The sequence below is a fragment of the Chryseobacterium nakagawai genome, assembly GCF_900637665.1.
Lineage (GTDB): Bacteria > Bacteroidota > Bacteroidia > Flavobacteriales > Weeksellaceae > Chryseobacterium > Chryseobacterium nakagawai.
On the sequence record NZ_LR134386.1, the window covers coordinates 977,879 to 998,486 of the forward strand.

The window sequence follows — 20,608 nt, forward strand, 5'->3', positions numbered from 1 at the left end:
CTATTTTAAATTGCAAATATAAAGAAGCTTTACCAAAACTATTTTTATTGAATCTTGTATTTCTGTAAAACTAATAAAGTTCTAATAAGAAATATTCTTGGTTCTTCGTATAGAGTCGAGTTTTTTTTCAATGTCTGCACTGAAAACTTTTCTGAGTTTCAATCCGCTTTCAGTAAGCCTTGAAATCACAAAAGTTCCGTTCATGCTGTTATTTGAAGAAAATACAATGGCAATAGTGGTGTCTGAGACTTTCTTCCAATTTCCCATATATCGTTCCATTTTTGAAGCTTTTCCTGGAAAATCATCCTTTACATCATAACCATTGGCTGATTTACTCAAATTTCCAATAATTTTTCCGTTTTTACTAAACTTTAAACCAGGGGTTTTGGCATCAAAAATATTTTGCTTTTCGTAAGTATATATGTAGTCATCCAGCGTATTCAGTTTCCAGTTCTGTAAGAGAAAAGGATCTGAGGTTTTATCTTGGCTTTTCATAAAACCGACTGCGAAGAATAACAACAAAAGAAATGGGATTGACTTTTTCATGTTTTTAAAATGATTACACTTTAATATCGACAAAATTAAGCTTTTCAATACAAGGCTGAAAGTTTTCTATTTAATATAACCTTGTCACAAACACTTAAAATTTTCTATAAAGTCTCATATTGAGACATTTTCTATTTTTCTATTGTTTTTTTATTTAATCCTTAAATTCATTTTTTTAGGATATAAAAAAATACTCTTTACTATTAAAAAAAGGGATCGATAAAATGCATGTATTCACTTTTTAGTGGATTAATTAATTTGAGTTATTTGTTTTAATGTATTGAAAATCAAATTTTTGAATTGTTCATTTTCAGTATTTTAAATAATTCTTTTGTTGGGTGAAAAATATGTATATATTTGTCTTAATTTTTATTTAATCTAAACAAAAATAATAATGAGTGTCGGTTTGTACTTATTGGAAAACAAAAACTGGTATTATTTTGACCTTATACCAAAGTTTGATGAAGAGTTGTCAACGTTCATGAACAATTGTTCTGAAAGTAAATTCATCCGAATTAATATTACAGGTAAAGAATCTTATTTAATTGTTCCTGTAAAGCATTTTTCTACTACCGGAGTTCATTACATCGGAAATGACGTAGGGTATAGAGAAAAGAAAATGGGCGAAGTGGCTAAGATAAGCGCAGAGGAAGCATATCGATTTCTTACTTCTATTGTTTACGGCGGAAATACAACCGTAGAAAATCCAGAAGAGGCTTATATCAAATATTTTTCTGAAGAATTTGATGAATATTTTGACCAGAGCCATACAATTGTAGAAAGTACTGATACTTTCACAGACTCTGTTAAGGCAGGATCCATCTTTAAATTCTTCGGCTACGATAATGATAAGCAGTTGGAGTTTATTTCTAAGAATATTGCACTGGAGACCAATTATGATAAGAAAGCGGCAATTATCCGCTGGTTTTCAGAATATACCCACTCCTTGTTGAAAATAGCAGTAGGAAAGTATATTGAGGAAGGAATTATTTATAACAGTAATATCGAGCATACATTTATTAGCCAAAATGCAGATAAAGTAAATATTTATTTTGATGAGTATATTACAGGCGGAGCAGTAATCAGAACTGAAAAAGCTGAAAATTTTATAAGAACCCATGTGGTTTATTACAATTTATATCCTGTTTTAAGGCATTTGGCTTATTTGGGCTCAATAGAAGAAGAGGTTCTTTATCAGATTGTAGATACTGAAATAGATTCTTTGAGAGAAGTTTACGGTGATGCCATGAATTTTATTTATGAAACCATAGAGGCAAGGCTTTTCCTAAAGCAGGCTTATAGTGTGAACCAGGATATCTGGAAAGAATATATCAGACAGCATAATTTCCTAGTTAATCCTAAACATTATTCCAAAAAGCTGATCAAGCCCGATTATGGAGAAATACTGCATAAAAGATACTTCAATAACGGGACTTTAGAAATTACTCTGAGAGCTTTTAATCCAGAAACGGATATGGAATTCCTTCATGAATGGTCTAATATGGAATATGCTAAAAAGTATTGGGAGATGAACGTAGATCAACAGGAGTTTGAAGAAGCCTACATCAAACATATGGGAGTAGATTATTCTCATCCTTATATCGGACTTCTGAATGGCAATCCTATTTTTACACTGGAACTATATTGGGCAATAAAAGACGAAGTGGGTAAATATTACCGTTTCAATCCGGGAGATTACGGCTTTCATATGCTTATTGCTCCTGCCAAAGAAAAAATTCCAAACTTTTCAATGAACGCACTAGCCATGTGTATGGAATATTTCTTCTCTTTCCCACAACTGACAAGAATGATAGGTGAGGCTTCCGCATCCCATAAAGGAACTCACAACCTGATTACCAAAGTAGGGTGTGAATTCAACAGATCATTGGCGCTGCCTTATAAAACATCCAATCTGACTTTCCTCGACCGTGAGAAATTCTATGAAACCACAGAAGATATCTTTAAAAACTCGGTCCTGAAAATAAACATTACAACATAATACTTGAATACTGAAAAAGATAATTTATGAAATATGATATCATTGGTATAGGAATAGGACCATTCAATCTAAGTCTTGCTGCTTTGCTTGAAGAACATGACCTGAAAACCATATTTTTTGATAAAGCACCCAGGTTCGAATGGCACAGTGGTTTGATGATAGACAGGACAACCCTTCAGGTTCCTTTTCTGGCGGATCTGGTAACGATTGTAAATCCAAAAAGCCCTTTTACTTATATCAATTATTTAAGAGAGAAAGGTAAAATTTTCCGCTTCTGCTTTAAGGAAAGCTTTTATGTAACAAGGATGGAGTATAACCTTTACTGTAAATGGGTAGCCTCACAAATTGAAAGCCTTAATTTTAGCCATACTGTTACAGAAATAGACTATAATGAAATCCATGATTGCTACGAAGTTTCAGTCATTGATCTTATTAATTGTGAAAAGAAAGTTTATCTTACCGATAAAATTGTATTAGGGGTAGGCTCAATTCCTAATGTGCCTAAAATCACAGAACGTTTCTCTAAAGAACATATTTTCCACTCTTCTGAATACTTACACAGAAAACAATATTTGAAGAAAGGCAGTACTATTACAGTATTAGGCTCCGGACAAAGCGGAGGTGAAGTCTTTTTTGATCTTCTTACTGCTAGACCGGAATTAGACTTGAAACTAAACTGGGTAACGGCTGCGGATAGATTCTTTCCTATGGAAAATTCGAAATTCACGTATGAATTTACTTCCATGGATTATATTTCCTATTTCAACAGACTTCCATTAAACAAAAGAAGGGAAGTGATCAACAAGCAGGATATTCTGTATAAAGGAATCAATGATGAATTGATAAGTACTATTTATGACGAACTTTATCATCAGCAGATGAAAGAAGAACAACCACTTCCCGTAAAAATACTGACCAATAGTTTGCTTGAAGAAATGTCATACGATGAAAGTTATACACTAAATATGAGGCATTTGGAAGAAGAGAAAACGTTTTCAGTAAATACGGATTATCTTATCCTGGCTACGGGTTACCGATATGAAGTTCCCCATTTCTTACAACCTATTGAAGATCGTCTGAACAAGAGTCAAAATGATGGAACATTATTGTCCTCAGAAAACTATACGGTGGATGTCAATGACAGTGAGATATTTATGCAGAACGGTTGTGTAGATTCACAAGGGATTATCACATCAGATTTAGGAATGGGACCTTATAGAAATGCTACCATTATCAACAAAATATTAGGACACGAATATTATCCATTGGAAAAAAACATTGCTTTTCAGCATTTCGGAGCATTAGAAACTATATAACTATGAAGCGTATATTTTTTCTGATCTCGGCTTTTTCTTCCTCAGCATTGGCTGCCTGCCCAATTACCTTAGTTGTTAAAAACATCAAGAATTATAATCATGATGAAGTATATGTAGTTATTAACGGGGAAAAGAAAAAGATTTCAAAACAGGGAACTGTTGATTTTGCTGAGGTTTCTGATGGTCTTGTAAAGGTGTCTGTATTGTATCAGAATAAAGCTGTTTATAATGATACGCTACATATCGATTGTCAATCGCACCAGAAATACGAAATAGAGATTTCAAATGCGAACCGGATTGATGAAGTTTATATCAGAGGTAAAAAGAAACTTGAAAAATTAAAGGAAACACCGCTAAGTGTAAAAATCGTTGATATGCAGGCGGTAAAAAGCCAGGCAAACAATATTGGTGAAATACTGAATATGGCGACCGGAGTTAAGCTCCGAACTGAAGGGGGCGTTGGTTCCGCATTTCAGGTCAATCTGGGAGGGCTTCAGGGGAAAGCAGTCAGAATTTTTAGGGATGGTGTTCCCATTGAATTTTATGGTCACAGCTTTAATCCTAATGTTTTGTCTCCCAATATGCTGGATAGAGTAGATGTTTACAAAGGGGTAATGCCTATATCGTTGGCATCGGACGCTTTAGGAGGCGGGATTAATTTTATCTCAAAGCCGATACAGAAAGATAACCTTGAGATATCAAATGAGATTGCGTCATTCAGTACCTATAAATCACATCTTAATGCTGTATTTATAGGGAAAAAAGACAGTTTGTTTTATATAGGAACCCAGGCTAGTTATGTGTTTTCCAAAAATAATTATAAAATTCTCGGTGAAGTTATTGATCCTGAAACGGCCAATCTTAAAAAAGTGGAAGCCAGAAGATTTCATGACGATACCGAAGCTTCTTATATGGAGGTTTACACCGGAGTAAGGAATAAAAGCTGGGCGAATGACTTTAGAGTAGGATTTATCTATTCTCATTTTTATAAGGAAATTCAGAATGACCTCGAAATGAGAAAACCTTACGGAGAAGCTTTCGCAAAGGAAAATAATGTGACAGGGTATCTTCAGTATAAAAAAATGTTCTTTGATAATCGTCTTAAAGTAGATTTGATGACTGCCTTCGCGAGATATAACAATTCTTTTGTGGACATCAGCAGACGAAGATATAATTGGCTGGGAGAATACACTTTCAGTAATGAAAACAGCGTTGGTGAGATCAATAAAGGGAATGATCTGAAGATGAATTACAATATGTTTCATACAAGGCTCAATGCCGCATTCAGAATCAATAATAATCACAGCCTGGAATTTGGAAATATGTATTTCTATCAAAGAAGGAAGGGAAGTGATCCTTATGGGGCTGTCAATGTATACGGAGATGATGTTCTTAAAACCCCGGCGGTTTACAACAAGAATATTGCAGCACTGGGATTGGTATCTCATTGGCTTGACCGTAAAGTAGAAACTGTACTTGGGGTAAAGAATTATTTCTTCAGTTCTAAAGGATATACTACTGATAAATATAATTTCGCATGGGATTCTGACCGGAGTAAGAATGCCTCCGGATATATGGCTGGTATAAGTTATAAGCCTAAAAACTTTATCCTGAAATTATCCTATGAAAAAGCGGTTCGTCTTCCTGATGAAACTGAAATTTTCGGAGATGGAATTTTAATCAAAGAAAATCTTGATCTGGAGCCGGAAAAAAGTGATAATGTAAATGTTGTTCTGGATTATACTTCATCGAATTATAAACTGAATACGAGTTTAAATCTCTTTTACAGAAACGTCAAAAACACCATATTCATGATACCGGATAATCCTTATGGAAGGTATCAGAACTATTATGACAACAGAATTCTTGGATTAGAGTATGAGATCAATTATCAGCCTATAAAAAATCTTCAGACAGGATTCAATTTTACCTACCAGGATATAAGGCTTAAAAACCTTTCCGGTTCTGAAAAGATCTGGGAAGATGCCCGACAGCCGAATATTCCTTACTTATTTGGGAATCATTATCTGAGAGTGAATTTTTCAGATATTCTGAAAATGAAGGATAAGGTGGAGCTGTACTACAACATTAATTATGTGCATCGTTTTCTGTTATACCCTGTACCGAAAAACCTTGAGCCGGGATTGTTTTCTAAAGCAACTATAGCTTCCAGTGACCTTCTGATCCCGAATGACGGGAGACTGGGAATGGTAGATGTAGGGGTAGGAATTACCTATTTCCTTGCAGATCCTAAGCTGGCCATTAATTTTAGCATTAATAATCTTACGAACGAAAGACTGTATGATAATTATAATGCACAGAAACCTACAAGATCATACCATTTGAAATTAACGTATACAATTTTTTAATATTATAATCATGAGAAAATCAAAATCGATTTCAATCATTTTATCTGCATTAAGCCTATTGCTTTTTACCCATTGCAGCAGCGATGACAGTATTGAAGAGCAGAAACAGCCAACCACAACAGCTAAAGACAGCTGGATCATTTATAACAGTACAGCAGGATGGGGAGGAAATATTTATTCATTCTCAGAACTGCCTCAGGGAGAACTTTCATTAGCTGATAAAAAGCCGTTCTACCAGATTGCTTATTCTGCAGGAGGGAAAGCTTTTGGAGAAAACATGTACAGATTGGGAGGAGCCGCTTCTTCAGAAGAAGGATTTTCTAAATTGACAGCAGATAATGCCGGAAATATTTCATCAAAAGGGTTTATTGCTACTCAAAATAATGGATTTGAACCTAATTATCTTGTCGTAAGTGATACAGAAGGATATTATTGGGATGGTTCCAGAGGAATGCTTAAAATCCAAACCTTTAATCCGGGAACCATGCAGCGTACAGGAGAAATTGACCTGTCTTCATTAGCTCAAACTATTGACCCTGCAGTGCTTGAACCAGGAGAAACAGCTTATCAGGCTGCCGGACAATTAATTCTAATAAAAAGAGATGATAAATTGTATCTTGATTTACAGATTGGTAAAAAAGGATCGAACTGGCAGATCAAACCTGTTGTAAAAGAAGTGGCTGTTGCAGTTTATAACCTGACCTCAAAAAAGGTGGAAAATGTTACAAAATATCCTAATACTACCAACTTGGGACTTTTCACTGACCATGTCCTATGGAGTATTGATGAGGTAACCAAAGATATTTATATGGTAGCAGCATCAGATATGAAAGCTCAGGAATCAGCATATTCATCAAAAATTTTAAGAATAAAGAACGGGCAAACTGTCTTCGATGCTGGTTTTGAAATTGATATGAAGAATTATGTACAGCCGGCGGAGTTTAACAGAATCTTCGCTTATAACAATAAAATTTATACTACCATTCCTTCAACAGGTGCATCCTATTATGCAGGAGGCCATGGGGTAAGCTACAGAAATGATATCTGGTTCTGGAACGAAATTGATGTTCAGACGAAGAAGGCTGTAAAACTGGATATTCCGGTAGATAATTTCTACAACTATCAAAACCCATTCTTGTATAAAAACAGAATCTATTTCATGTCTAATAATAAAGCTGATAACTTTTCAGGCTTAAGTTCTTATGACCCGGTTTCTAAAAACACTAAAGTTGAGTTTAAACTTAAAGGAAGCGGAAGATTAATGGGTGTGAATGTCATTTCTAAAAAATAATTTCTTTTTTGTTAGTACAATAAGATCATTTGATTTAACGACAGCCGGGAGAGTTTTCTCCCGGTTTTTTTGTGATAAGGAAGGACGTGTAGAACTGAAAGCTAGTCGTTATCATAGACAAGATTATTAAAATTCAACCTGAACTACAAGTTAAGCTTCTAATAACCTCCTTTTATTTATAGTTTAAGAGCACTTCCGTCTTTCATCCTCAAGCTTCCCGTCATATAAATCACAATTTTATTATTCCATACTCACTTATTTACTAAATTTGGGAAAATTAAAAAAATAATGAAGCAGAAATTTTCTTTTTTCATTTTTCTTTTAACCGTAGGATTAGCGAATGCACAGGTTGAAGAGAAAAAACTGGATGATCTGATCCAAAATACTTTGAAAACTTTTGACGTTCCGGGAATGTCGGTAGGAATTGTAAAAGACGGAAAAGTTACCTACTCCAAAGGATTTGGAGTACGTTCTCTTACCTCTAAACAACCAATGGATGATAGTACTTTGGTAGGAATTGCTTCCAATTCCAAAGGTTTTACTTGTGTAGCATTAGCAATTTTAGCAGATGAAGGAAAATTGAATTGGGACGATAAAGTTTCAAAATACATCCCTGAATTTCAAATGTATGATCCTTACGTTTCTCAAAATATTACGATCAAGGATCTTATTACTCACAGAGCCGGACTAGGATTAGGACAAGGAGATTTAATGTTTTTTCCGGAAGGAGGAAGCTTAACCGTTAATGATATTGTTCACAATGTGAGATACCTGAAACCAGAAAACCCTTTCAGAACAACTTTAGATTATAATAATATCATGTTCATCGTTGCCGGTGAAGTAATCCACAGAATTTCAGGATTAAGCTGGGCCGAATTTATTGAGCAGAGAATCATGAAACCTGTAGGAATGACTTCCAGCTTTGGAAGCTACAACAGAGCGAAAGCAGTAACAAATAAAATTGATGCCCACGCTCCTGTAGATGGAAAAGCGATTGCCGTTCCTCACGATTGGAATGAAACCGGAAATGCCGCCGGAGGGATCATGAGTAATATTAAAGACATGACCACCTGGGCAGAATGTTTATTAAATAATTTCACTACCAAAGATGGTAAGAAATTAGTTTCTGATAAGAATGTTCAGCAATTATGGAGCTTACAGATTCCGGATAGAGTAGCTGCTAAAAATCCTTATGATACCAGTTTCTACGGATATGGTTTAGGCTGGTTCTTAAGCGATGTGAAAGGGCACAAACAGGTACAGCATACAGGAGGGTTGATTGGAACTGTAACGCAGTTTACATTAATTCCTGATCTTAAATTAGGGATCATAGTACTAACAAATCAACAATCCGGAGCCGCATTCAACACGATTACCAATACAGTGAAAGATTCTTACCTTGGAGTAGCAGACAGAAACTGGCTGAAAACGTATGGAGAAAGAATGGCAAAAGTGAATACTGAGTACGATAAACAAAAGAAAGAAGCTTTCGCAAAATCAGAAGCCTTTAAAAAGGAAAAAGGACTTCAACCCAAAGCAGAACAGTTTACAGGAATCTATAACGACGTTTGGTTCGGTGATGTAGACATTGCCCAACAGGGAAGTATTTACAAAATTTCATGTAAAAATTCCCCAAGATTAAAAGGAGAGTTGCTTCCTTATTCCAATAATTCATTCATCATTAAATGGGATGACAGAAGTTATGATGCTGATGCATTTATTATATTCGATTATGATGAAAACGGAAAAGCTCAATCAGCAAAATTAAAAGCAATTTCCGATGTCACAGATTTCAGCTTTGACTTTGATGATCTGGACCTGAAAAGAAAGTAGATTGGAAAATCAATAAATATTGAAGAACGGACTTTGGTTCGTTCTTTTTTATTCTTGTAGATCCCATTTGGATATATAAATAAGGCGGCTGTAAGAATTCAAACCAGATTTACACAAGTTTCTGTGTAAATTGTGAAATCTGTGGAAGATATTACCATCCATCAAAAAAGATGTCAACCCTCCGGTGGAGGGGAATATAGATGTGTAAAATGAATGTAGTTTATTGGAGCAGATTGAGATCCTGCTCAGTACGGGCAAGTTCTGAATTGAGATGATGTTTTTCAAAGAAATTTTTTAATTCAAGCAACCGTTTTTTATTATCATAGGGAATACTTGAGTTGAGTTTTCTCTGGCAGAGAGAACAGGCCCTTGCATAATGAAAATCTGTTTCAGTAAGAGTATTGGTTCCATTCATTACACAATTAGCATTCAGACAATGGTTGATCCCAAACATATGTCCAATTTCGTGGGAACTGATCTTCATCAATCTTGTAAGGCTCTCATTAAAATTAAAATCTGTAAGATGCCCGTTGGCAAATCGATAGATTGAAGTAACACCCACTCCATTTTCATAGGATGCAAATCCAAAAACATAGTTCCATTCAGGCTTTGGAAAAAGGTCTCTTTCTGTGATTCCCATAAGTACTATAGCATCTTTTGGCTTTCTTTTCATTAAAACACTATCCAATACATATCCGGCTAATACATCCTTGAAAATTCTTTTTACAGTTTTTGGGAAAATACTGTTGGATATTATTGGTAATATTTTCGTTTCTAGCTGAAAATAAATTTTTAAATATTCTTTAGTGAATTCAATTTCTTTCTTCTGTAATTCAGTGAATTCACCAATAGGCTGAAGATAAATGGTTTTTTTTCAGGTTCCGGTTTTATCTTTTTTGATTTTTGAAAATCTTCAAACTGCTGAAATTTTTCATCATGATTATACCTCCAGCTTCCGGGTTTGGGAGCGGCAGACAGCTTTACATCATTGATGGTAATTGCTTCAAAATAGGTCTTATTTTTCTTCTGACATGAAAAAAAGAGTATAAAGACTATGACATAAAAAGGAGTAGAGATGAATTTATATTTTCCCTGGCTCATAAAAGAACAATAGTTTCTTTCTGGCTCCGTCAAATTCAGACCAGGAATTGCAATCTACTTCAAAACCAGCAACTCCACAGGTTGGAAAATGAAAAATATCTTCTGAAATGGAATTGGCAAAATTAGAAATTCCATTATTGTGAGAGAAAATAGCAACTGAGCTTATCGTATCATCCAGGTCATAAATTACAGATTCAAAATTTCTTTCCGAGGGATTGTATAATTTTTCATTAGTAGAACAACCTAACTGATACGTTTGATTAAAAATTTTACAAGTGTTCAAAGCACGTAATGCTGGGCTTGATACAAAATAATCAATGGAAATGTTATTGCTTTTCAGGAATCTGGACATGTTCATAGCATCTACCAGGCCTTTGTCTGCTAAAGGTCTGTCAAAATCCTCCGTTTCTTCCGGCCAGTCGCTCTTCGCATGTCTTACGAGGATGAGTCTCTTCATATATCTGTTTTTTGGAAGATTAAAATTATAAAAAAAAATATGGAATAAAACATGATTTACATAAAAAAACTGCGTAATGAATAAAATCAGTAAATTTTACTAAATTTGCAGACTTATGGGACAAATCCTTGCAATAGACTACGGAAAAGCCCGTTGTGGCATCGCTGTAACGGATGATATGCAGATTATAGCCAGTGGGCTGGATACTGTAGAGAACCGAACCTTAATGGAATTTTTGAAAAAATATTTCAATGAAAATAAGGTGGATGAAGTAGTGATTGGCCTTCCCATAGATTTGAAAGGAAATATTTCAGAGGTGGAAACGGATATTTTAAAATTCATTGAAGAATTTAAAAAAGAATTTTCGGATATTGCAGTCCATCGTTTTGATGAAAGGTTTACTTCCAAAATGGCTTCATTCTTTATTTCCCAAAGTGGAAAAAGTAAGAAGAAAAGACAGGAAAAAGGATTAATAGATAAAGTAAGTGCAACCATCATATTGCAGAATTTTTTAGAACAAAGATTAAGATGATATTACCGATAAGAGCTTTTGGGGATCCTGTTTTGAGAAAAGTAGGAAAAGATATAGAAAAAGATTACCCCGGATTACAGGAACTGATAGATAATATGTTCGAAACGATGTACAGCGCAAATGGAATTGGCCTTGCAGCGCCTCAGATCGGTTTGGATATCCGTTTGTTTGTAATAGACGTTACTCCTCTTGCGGAAGATGAGGATTATGAGGATATTAAGGATGAGTTGGCGGAATTCAAAAAAGTATTCATCAATGCCAGTATCCTTGAAGAATCTGGAGAAGAATGGAAGTTCAATGAAGGTTGTCTGTCTATTCCGGATGTAAGAGAAGATGTGAAAAGAAAAGGCACAATCGTTATTGAATACTATGACGAAAATTTTGTGAAACATACAGAAACTTTTTCCGATATTAGAGCCCGCGTAATTCAGCATGAATACGACCACATTGAAGGGATTCTTTTTACCGATCACTTAAGCGCTCTGAAGAAGAAATTGGTAAAAGGAAAACTATCAAAGATTTCTCAGGGAGATGTAAGTATTGGTTACAAAATGAGATTTCCAAAATAATTTAAACAAGGATTAAAAGAAATAATAAAAAGCAAAAAGCTTAGCGCTGATTGCAGAATTTACAAAAAATAAAATTATGCTGTTAGAAAAAATAATTTCAATTTCTGGAAAACCAGGACTTTACAAATTAGTTTCTCAATTAAGAAACGGATTCATCATTGAAGATGTTACCAACAAGAAAAAAGTAAGCATTGGAAACTCTAGCCAAGTAAGCTTATTAGATAATATCGCAATGTTTACATTTGATAAGGAAGTTCCTTTGTTTGAAGTTTTTGAAAATGTAGCTAAAAATAACGATTATAAAGAGACCATCTCTCACAAATCTTCAGATGCAGATTTGAAAGATTTTATGTTAGCTTCTCTTCCTAATTATGATACTGAAAGAGTATATGCTTCTGATATCAAGAAATTGGCTCAGTGGTATAATATTCTTCATAAAGCAGGATATATCACTCCTGAAAGCTTCGTAAAGGCTGAGCCTGAAACTTTAGACGGTGAGCCTGCAGAAGAAGTAAGCTTAGATATTGATGCTAAAAAAGCAGCTCCAAAGGCAGAAAAGCCGGCAGCTCCAAAAGTAAAAGCTACTTCAGCAGCAAAATCGGCTCCGAAAAGTACACACAGAAAACAAGGATAATTCAGTTTTGAATTAACAATACAAAGCCTTGTCAGGATTTTTCTTGACAAGGTTTTTTTATTACCCAAAAACCTAACAGGTTTCTGAAACCTGTTAGGCTTAATCCATCACACCCCCGTATCCCGCAACTTTAATTCTCAACGTTTGTAATGGTGACCGAATAACCCTTACATTTGTATAAGATTGAATTTCCAATTACTATGAATACAAAACAGGAAAAATTAGAAGCTTTCGGGAGATTACTGGATATTATGGATGATTTGCGTGAGAAGTGCCCATGGGATCAAAAGCAGACGTTGCAGTCTCTTAGACATCTTACCCTTGAAGAAACCTATGAGCTGTCTGATGCTATTTTACAAGACGATTTGCAGGAGATTAAAAAAGAATTGGGAGATGTACTGCTTCATCTGGTTTTTTATTCTAAAATAGGCTCCGAAAAAGAAAGCTTTGATATTGCTGATGTTATTAATTCTCTTAATGAAAAACTGATTTTCCGCCACCCTCATATCTATGGAGATACTGAAGTGAAGGATGAGGAAGAAGTAAAACAAAACTGGGAAAAATTAAAATTAAAAGAAGGAAATAAATCTATTTTAGGAGGTGTTCCGAAAAGTCTTCCAAGCTTGGTAAAAGCGTATCGAATTCAAGACAAAGTAAAAGGTATTGGTTTTGAATTCCACGATGCGGAAGATGCCTGGAAAAAAGTAGATGAAGAGATCCAGGAGTTTCATGCGGAAACAGATTTAGATAAAAAAGAGCAGGAACTAGGAGATGTATTTTTCTCGTTAATTAATTATGCAAGAATCTCAGGAATCAATCCGGATTCTGCATTGGAAAGGACCAATATTAAATTTATTTCAAGATTCCAAAAGATGGAAGGTCTTGCAGAAGAACAAGGCTTAAAGCTTGCCGATATGTCTTTGGAAGAAATGGATGTCCTTTGGGAAAATGCCAAACTCTTATCTTAATCTCCGATTGGAATAATTAATGCTACTTATATAGAGTTTAAAAAAATAAAAAATAAATATGTTACGTTTTCTTATATTACCCGCTATGTTTTTATTGAGTTGTAATCCAAAAGCTCAGAACTCACCTGCTAAGGGAGATGATCTGAAGCTGCAATTTTCGTTACCTAAAAAGTTAAAGGAAGTTTCAGGTATCACGGTATCAAAAGATAAGAAAACAATCTGGGTAATAGAGGATAGAGGAAATAAAAATGCAGTTTATGGCCTTAATAATGAGGGTCAGATGGTAGGTAAAGTTCCGGTTGAAAATGCTGAAAATACAGATTGGGAAGATATTATATCAGATGTTCAGGGAAATATTTATATCGGCGATTTTGGAAATAATGATAATGACCGAAGGGACCTTGCTATTTTAAAAACAGATCTGAAAGATATTGGCCAAACCACTACAAAGGTTATCCAAACCACTAAGTTTCACTATGAAGGCCAAACAGAGTTTCCACCAAAAAAATCTAACCTTCTGTATGATTGTGAGGCATTTGTAGAGATGGATGGCAACTTCTATCTTTTCACTAAGAATAGGAGTAAAGGCTTTGACGGAACTTTTCTGGTATTTAAAGTTCCTAACAAAGAAGGAGACTTTGAAGCCAAACTGATTGGAAAGCTAAAGTTACAGGGCGGATATAATGATGCGGCTATCACTTCAGCAACCATCAACAGTACAAAAGATAAGATTGTGCTGCTAACTCATAAAAATGTACATGTCCTTACAGGCTTTAATGCTGATGATTTCAATGGAGTAAAAATTAATAAGATTCCATTAAACCATAACTCACAGAAAGAAGCCATTGTTTTTGTTAATGATAAAACATTGATGATCGCAGATGAAAAAGGAAAGGAGGAAAGCGGGAATGTATATCAATTTTCACTTTAGTAAGATATTCTGTCTACAATATACATCATAAGAATCCACAGCAGCTTGCTGTGGATTTTTTATAAGGAGAATGATGTTATGGCGTTAGATAAGAGATATGAATATTTCCATTTGACAGTCTGAAATCCTGAGTGTAACGACAGCGGATTCTGAATGTTTCTCCCACATTAAAGAAATTAATAGACGAAAGATTATGATTGAGTCCTGTAGTACGTTCTCCGTGGCCTGTAGATATTGCTGAAAGCGTTACCGTAGAAGATGATACTTTCTGTATGTAAGAATTAGCAGTTCCGGCAGTATATCCATTTCCATTTAAATTGAGGTCATACGTCATGTAAGGTACAATATTGTAGTATCCTTGTTTGACTACGTTAAAAAGACCAGTACTGGTATTATAGTTCAGATAAGCATTGTCAATTTTATTACTAATGTTATAAACATAAGTTTGCGAATAATTTTCATGGGTACTCACTGGAGCTGTATGGGTTCCTTTATAACTTCCACTACTAGGACTAATGGTTGTTTTATTCCCTACAAAAACAACTTTCAAAAAGTTTTCGGATTCTATACTTCTCCATACCGGAGGATTTTCTATACCATTCGACATAAGGAATTCACCTCTGTTTCCTGAGTTTCCTTTAGTGTTTGCAGTTCCTCCTACATTGAGATCTTTTACTACCTGAAGAGAACCATTAACATGTAAAGTGCTTTGTGGTGTAGGAGTATGTATCCCTACTTGTGCATTTGTAATTGTGGATATAGCAAATAATGCCATATATAATAGCCTTTTTATCATTCCGAAGTGTTTTTTAGTGAATAATTTTAAACAAATATAATTTTTTAGAAATACTTATTTTTTTTAACAGACGATAAGCATATTAACCTATGGATAAGCGAAGGATATGAAGCCTGAAATATGGATTATTATTGAAATTCATATTTTGTTTATCATTGAAAATCTGTAAATTAAAGTATTGAATATTAAATTTTATTTATTTTTATTGCGGTACGAAATGATAAAAAATTATAGCAAAAAAAGAATCAACCCAATCTGGTTGATTCTTTTTTTTATTTAAAAATATATATTTTTGTTGTATTAGAATTTCATTCCTACACCGGCAGAGATTCTTCCGCCATCTGAGCCATAGAAATAGTTAAGTCTGGCAGACATCATTTCCACAATGCTTAGCCAAACTCCTGCTCCTACAGACTGGTGCCATTTTCTGGAGTATTCACCGTCATTCCATACACGGCCGATATCATACCCAACAAGAATCCCCAGATTGGCAGGAACAATATTGTTTCTGATTCTTCCAAAATCCCAACGGATCTCAGAATTGTTAGTGAAATATGATCTTCCTGAGAATCTTTCATTTCTGAATGCTCTCATTCCATTATTACCTCCGATGGCCGCTGCCTGATAGAACTCAAAACTATCATTGTTGATCCACATGGCATTACTGGCATTGGCAAATACGAAAATTCCTTTTTTATCAATTCTGTGGTCAATAGCGAATTTTCCTTTTACCGTCAGGAAATTTCTATTAAAATTGGAAAAAGTAGCTTTCCAGTCTGCGTTCAACATCAACTCCATTCCCAGGGTTGGAAAAGCAGGGTTGTCTGCATTTTTATAACTGAAAGTATAATTAGCCCCTAAGAACTGTTGGCTGTCAAATACTTCAGGTCTTACATCCGGAGAAGTGTTGATAAAACGCCCGTCTTTTCTCTGTACTTTATTATCTTCAAAAGTAAGTTGGAGTTGATGGCTAAAGTTCATCCAGCCTTTCTTTGAGATGGAAGGAGCAACATTAAACTTAGAAATTCTTGCCCTGTTGTATTCTCTTTCCGTATTTTCTTTATCATAAGGACTGTCGTTGGAAAGCCCAAAAAAGTTTTGGGAAAACCTCGGAGTGGTATATGCTGCATCAATATTAAAATCCCATCCAGAAATTGCTTTCTTGAAAATTCCTTTATAAATGAGGCTGAACCCTGCAGTAGCAGTATAAAAATTGGCTTTTAAACTATGCTTTTGAGTAAAGGGATCACGGATGAAATTATTCACCGTATAATTAGCTAAAACACCAATAATAACCCCGTCATCAGGGTTATAATCAACATTCGGATATCCTGCGAAGGCATTGAACTTCGGATGCTTGTAATTATAGGTATTTATTTCATAATCATCCGCAATATTTTTAGTAGCATTTCCTGCATTATAAGTATTCTTTTGAGACTCGAAGTCGTAGATCTTTACTTTCCTTCCGTCTGCTACATTATAAACATCATGATTATATCCACCAATTAGCCTGATGTTCATTTTGGGACGTCCTTTACCTACTACTTCATAAATATCATCTTCTAACCCGTAGATCCAAAGTTCTTTTGTTTTTGAATCATGATAAGTCTTTTCAAAAACCAATTCATTTTTATCTTTGTTTTTACCTAATTTATATTGTTGTACAAGAACAGAATGACCATTTTTGGTAACCACAAATTTATCGGGTCCTACAGTTCCTGCCAAAGGAACTTTTTCCTGTAGTACATTATAGTACTTGGATGCGTATGTCTGTAATTTTGTTTTTCTTATTTTTAGTTTTCGCTGAATATCAGCGATGGTTTCATCCTGAACTTCTTTGGGGAGATTATGGAATGCATCATCGATATCAGCATCTGTTAAATGTTCCTGGATATACTTAGCCTGGGTTTCCCATTCTTCCTGGGTAGCACCTTTTAAAAAGACAAGATCCATTGGATAAGGTTCCATAGCCAGCCATTTCACACTGCTGATGTCTTCCGTGAAGGTTTTCATGTGGCGGATGGCCGGAACATTCATAATAATTTTAAAGGCAGCGCCGTCATATTTGCTGAAAGCCTGATCTCTATCCTTTGGAATTGGTTTATAAATAATTTTATCTCCTTCTTCATATTGTGCCCATTTCCATTGATCTGAATGTCTATCCCAGTCACCAATCAGCATATCAAATAACCTTGCTCTGATGTAAGACTCTTTGTCTACGGAATATTTGTAATTCTTGGTTAAGTTTTTCAGGACATCATCAGTAGAAACGATATCTTTTGCATGATTAAGGTAAGCCAGTGTCTTAGGGTCTGAAGAAAAGCGTTCCTCAATCATATACATTTCATCCCCATAGTTTTGGTTATACTTTCCTAAAGCTTGTTGCTTGGGAATATAGTATAACTTCGGATTGCTATGGAAAATATTCAGTTTTTCTGACATATTTCCTATGGTAAACGGTGTGAAAGGATGGTTGGTAGTATAAAAGTCTAAAAGGAATTTCTCCGGAAAGCTATTGGTAAGCTCTTCACCGAAAGTACTCCTTGTGAAAGCCATATTATTAAGAAACCTAACTGCGCTTTTTTTCACTCCACGCATTACAAATTCTTGCCCGTCATTTGCTTTTAATCTTAAGCTGTTAGACTGGTTTCCGCCTCCTTCTCTGAATGGAGTATAACCACCGTTCAGCTCTGAAAGATTGGCTGTAGGGGCTTCAATAGACATCCCATAGTATTTTCTGTAATGATCTCCCCAAAGCCATCGGTAGAGCCCTCCTTTTTGCGTAAGCGGTACCGGATAGATGGTTGAAGATACCGTAGCTGGGAATGTATTGGGAAAATTATTCACAAATACATCTGGTTTGGATATGACAGATATTTGTGACAATTTCTGAAGCTTAGCATCCTTTGTGGAAAAAAACTCCACATCGGTACTCTGATCTTTTCTGATATTGAGGACAGCGAAGCCACTTCCTCCATAAGAAAAGTCTGTTTTTTCAGTAATGGTAGACGGATTTGTTTTAGAGCCTGCACCACTGATAATCTGTCGTATGTTTCCCTCTTCATGATATTGTAAGTTGTGATCGTGGCCGGAAACGAAGATCACATTTTCTTTATCCTGAACAATACTTTTCAGCCTGTTGGCTAGTTCTGCATAGTGTTGATTGTTTATATCCGCAGGACTTATTCCTGAAGAGCTTCTGAGTATATTGATAGCGCTGGCAACTCCAGGAACCGGTATTTTACTGTTAAGAGGAAAAAGATGCGATTTTGCTGAATGAAACCCTGCGTGGGTTCCACTGCTGATAACCGGATGATGTAAGGCAACAATGATTCTTTTACCCTGATTTTTGATAATAAGATCTTTAAACTCTGTATAAAAATCTTCACGGGTTTTGATGGTACAGCCTTTATTGATCCCAGGATAATTATCCCAGTTTGTAATGGCCCACTCCGTATCAATGGCAATCAGTTTAATATCTTTGGTGATGCTGATATCATCAATAGGACATCCGTTTTTGGGTAAAAATGCTTTTTTATCATCAAAATATTTTTTCACCAAAGATTCCTGAGCATTTAATCCACTTAAACCACTGTACCAATCATGATTTCCAGGAATGACCAGGGTTTTTCCTTTAAAATTTTTAGTAATGGAAAACTGATCTTCAAGTTTTTGTTTTGCTAAAGCATAGCCTTTATCTGATTTCTCAGGCATTCCGTTGGGATAGATATTATCTCCAAGGAAGATGAGCATCGAGTTACTGTCTGCAGAATCAAGTTTGTTTTTAAGTAAATCCAGTGTTTTCTGTGCCTGAGGTTCATCAGCGTTTCCGGCATCTCCAATCAGGAAAAGTTTAAAATCATTTTCAGATTTTATCTCAGAATCTTTTACTTCAAATAAGTTTTTGCCTTTTTGTACGTTATATGTTGCGCAGGAATACATGACTCCGGCAGACATTACTGTTCTCAGAACAATAGAAGTATTTTTTAGATGAGTTTTAAAGGATAAATTCATAAATTTACAATAACAAAAATTCAGGAATGAGCATTCTAGACAAAGCTAAAAATTATGTTGAAATCTTATTCAAAGATAAGTTATCTTCAGTATATTTTTATCATAATTTTATTCATACTGCCTATACGGTCAATAAGGCTGAGGAGATTATGAAGCATACCCCTGTTTCTGAAGAAGATCAGGAAAAAGTACTTGTAGCCCTATGGTTTCATGATACGGGATATATAGAATGTGCCATGAATCATGAAGAAAGGGGAGTGGAGATCATGAAAGATTTTCTTCATCAGGAAAATTATCCGGAAAGCTATATCGCAGATGTAGAGAAATTGATCTTAGCGACTAAAATTACCTATGTACCCCAGAATTTATTGGAAAAAATTGTAAAAGATGCTGATTTCAGTCATTTTGCAGGTCATGACTATAATGATATTTCTGATGCTTTAAGAAAGGAATGGGAATTGACCAATGTAAGATGTTTTTCCAATGAAGAATGGAATGCCGGAAATCTGGATATGCTTAAAAATAAGCATTCTTTTTATACCGATTATGCAAAAGAAAACTGGGAACCTTTAAAAAAGAAAAACATCAAGAAAATCGAAAAGAAGTTAGGAAAAGAAGAGGAGAAAAAAGAGAATACGGATAGTAAATCTGAGAATAAAAAGGACAAAGAAAAATCAGACAGGAGTGTAGATACTTTATTTAGAGTAACGCTTAATAATCATACAAGATTAAGTGATATTGCAGACAGTAAAGCGAATATTCTATTGTCTGTAAATGCTGTTATTATTTCGGTTTGTCTTTCAGTATTGGTCCCAAAGCTGGATGCCCCTAAAAATTCACACCTGATTATCCCAAGTTTTGTACTGTTGTTATCCAGTGTGCTGACCATAGTATTTGCTATTTTATCTACAAAACCTAATGTAACAAAAACGACATTTACTTCTGAGGATATTGCAAACAGAAAAGTAAATCTTCTGTTTTTCGGAAACTTCCAGCAAATGCTGTTTGATGATTATCATAATGCCATGAGGGATTTGATCAAAGACAGAGATTATATCTATGATTCTATGGTAAAAGACCTGTATTATCTTGGAAAAGTTCTTGATAGAAAGTATAAGCTTTTATCCATTACCTATAAGATCTTTATGGCCGGAATTATCATTTCCGTACTGTCTTTCGGATTTGCTTTCTTTAGCCTTTAATGAAAAAATAAATCATGATTTTCAGTCAGTTTGTATGTTGGCTGAAAATT

The 20,608-nt window shown here is 34.9% G+C and carries 17 protein-coding genes; 11 read left to right on the forward strand and 6 right to left on the reverse strand.

Translation table 11 applies throughout. The annotated features are described in order from the left end of the window. Positions 1-81 precede the first annotated feature (81 nt). Positions 82-546, reverse strand: a complete 465-nt coding sequence (locus EL260_RS04430) for a hypothetical protein (RefSeq protein ID WP_123859026.1) — start codon at positions 544-546, stop codon at positions 82-84. A gap of 394 nt (positions 547-940) precedes the next feature. Between EL260_RS04430 and EL260_RS04435 the strand changes: the two genes are divergently transcribed. The 5 genes from EL260_RS04435 to EL260_RS04455 all read left to right on the forward strand — a co-directional run bounded on the left by EL260_RS04435 (position 941) and on the right by EL260_RS04455 (position 9,354). Then, complete coding sequence (locus tag EL260_RS04435) at positions 941-2,545, forward strand: GNAT family N-acetyltransferase (protein ID WP_123859027.1); 1,605 nt, start codon at positions 941-943, stop codon at positions 2,543-2,545. Positions 2,546-2,571: 26 nt separating this feature from the next. Continuing rightward, entirely contained in the window at positions 2,572-3,861 is a 1,290-nt protein-coding gene (locus EL260_RS04440) for a lysine N(6)-hydroxylase/L-ornithine N(5)-oxygenase family protein (RefSeq protein WP_123859028.1), read from the forward strand. A gap of 2 nt (positions 3,862-3,863) precedes the next feature. Continuing rightward, the gene (locus tag EL260_RS04445; RefSeq protein WP_123859029.1) at positions 3,864-6,230 is read left to right on the forward strand and encodes a TonB-dependent receptor; all 2,367 of its coding nucleotides are present in this window, start codon (positions 3,864-3,866) and stop codon (positions 6,228-6,230) included. Between the two features lie 10 nt (positions 6,231-6,240). Further along, positions 6,241-7,521, forward strand: a complete 1,281-nt coding sequence (locus tag EL260_RS04450) for a hypothetical protein (protein ID WP_123859030.1) — start codon at positions 6,241-6,243, stop codon at positions 7,519-7,521. Between the two features lie 288 nt (positions 7,522-7,809). Beyond that, the gene (locus tag EL260_RS04455; protein WP_123859031.1) at positions 7,810-9,354 is read left to right on the forward strand and encodes a serine hydrolase; all 1,545 of its coding nucleotides are present in this window, start codon (positions 7,810-7,812) and stop codon (positions 9,352-9,354) included. A 220-nt stretch (positions 9,355-9,574) separates the two neighbouring features. Here EL260_RS04455 and EL260_RS25880 read toward each other — a convergent pair whose 3' ends face one another. The 3 genes from EL260_RS25880 to EL260_RS04465 form a co-directional block, all read right to left on the reverse strand. Continuing rightward, positions 9,575-10,027, reverse strand: coding sequence for an archaemetzincin (locus EL260_RS25880; RefSeq protein WP_228445306.1), 453 nt, complete (start codon positions 10,025-10,027; stop codon positions 9,575-9,577). 119 nt (positions 10,028-10,146) lie between these two features. Continuing rightward, complete coding sequence (locus EL260_RS25885) at positions 10,147-10,455, reverse strand: hypothetical protein (protein ID WP_228445308.1); 309 nt, start codon at positions 10,453-10,455, stop codon at positions 10,147-10,149. Next, a complete protein-coding gene (locus EL260_RS04465; RefSeq protein ID WP_123859032.1) occupies positions 10,436-10,912 on the reverse strand; it encodes a SixA phosphatase family protein in 477 nt (158 codons plus the stop codon). The genes EL260_RS25885 and EL260_RS04465 overlap by 20 nt, the downstream gene beginning before the upstream one ends. A 115-nt stretch (positions 10,913-11,027) precedes the next feature. Here EL260_RS04465 and ruvX point away from each other — a divergent pair, with 115 nt between their 5' ends. The 5 genes from ruvX (at position 11,028) to EL260_RS04490 (ending at position 14,546) form a co-directional block, all read left to right on the forward strand. Further along, positions 11,028-11,444 (forward strand): Holliday junction resolvase RuvX, encoded by a 417-nt coding sequence (gene ruvX / locus EL260_RS04470; RefSeq protein ID WP_123859033.1) that lies wholly within the window; start codon positions 11,028-11,030, stop codon positions 11,442-11,444. Then, entirely contained in the window at positions 11,441-12,013 is a 573-nt protein-coding gene (gene def / locus EL260_RS04475; RefSeq protein ID WP_123859034.1) for a peptide deformylase, read from the forward strand. Before ruvX ends, def begins: the two co-directional genes overlap by 4 nt. Before the next feature lie 76 nt (positions 12,014-12,089). After that, positions 12,090-12,647, forward strand: a complete 558-nt coding sequence (locus EL260_RS04480) for a DUF5606 family protein (protein ID WP_123859035.1) — start codon at positions 12,090-12,092, stop codon at positions 12,645-12,647. 200 nt (positions 12,648-12,847) lie between these two features. Then, the gene (gene mazG, locus EL260_RS04485) at positions 12,848-13,615 is read left to right on the forward strand and encodes a nucleoside triphosphate pyrophosphohydrolase (protein WP_123859036.1); all 768 of its coding nucleotides are present in this window, start codon (positions 12,848-12,850) and stop codon (positions 13,613-13,615) included. A gap of 58 nt (positions 13,616-13,673) precedes the next feature. After that, positions 13,674-14,546, forward strand: coding sequence for an NHL repeat-containing protein (locus EL260_RS04490; RefSeq protein ID WP_123859037.1), 873 nt, complete (start codon positions 13,674-13,676; stop codon positions 14,544-14,546). 76 nt (positions 14,547-14,622) lie between these two features. Here the strand turns inward: EL260_RS04490 and EL260_RS04495 are convergent, their stop codons facing one another. Together EL260_RS04495 and EL260_RS04500 are read right to left on the reverse strand one after the other, a co-directional pair. Continuing rightward, positions 14,623-15,321 (reverse strand): hypothetical protein, encoded by a 699-nt coding sequence (locus EL260_RS04495; RefSeq protein WP_123859038.1) that lies wholly within the window; start codon positions 15,319-15,321, stop codon positions 14,623-14,625. A gap of 321 nt (positions 15,322-15,642) precedes the next feature. After that, positions 15,643-19,356, reverse strand: coding sequence for a metallophosphoesterase (locus EL260_RS04500; RefSeq protein WP_123859039.1), 3,714 nt, complete (start codon positions 19,354-19,356; stop codon positions 15,643-15,645). A 26-nt stretch (positions 19,357-19,382) separates the two neighbouring features. Here EL260_RS04500 and EL260_RS04505 point away from each other — a divergent pair, with 26 nt between their 5' ends. Beyond that, on the forward strand, positions 19,383-20,558 hold the full coding sequence (locus tag EL260_RS04505; protein WP_123859040.1) for a Pycsar system effector family protein: 1,176 nt from the start codon (positions 19,383-19,385) through the stop codon (positions 20,556-20,558). Positions 20,559-20,608: the final 50 nt, after the last annotated feature.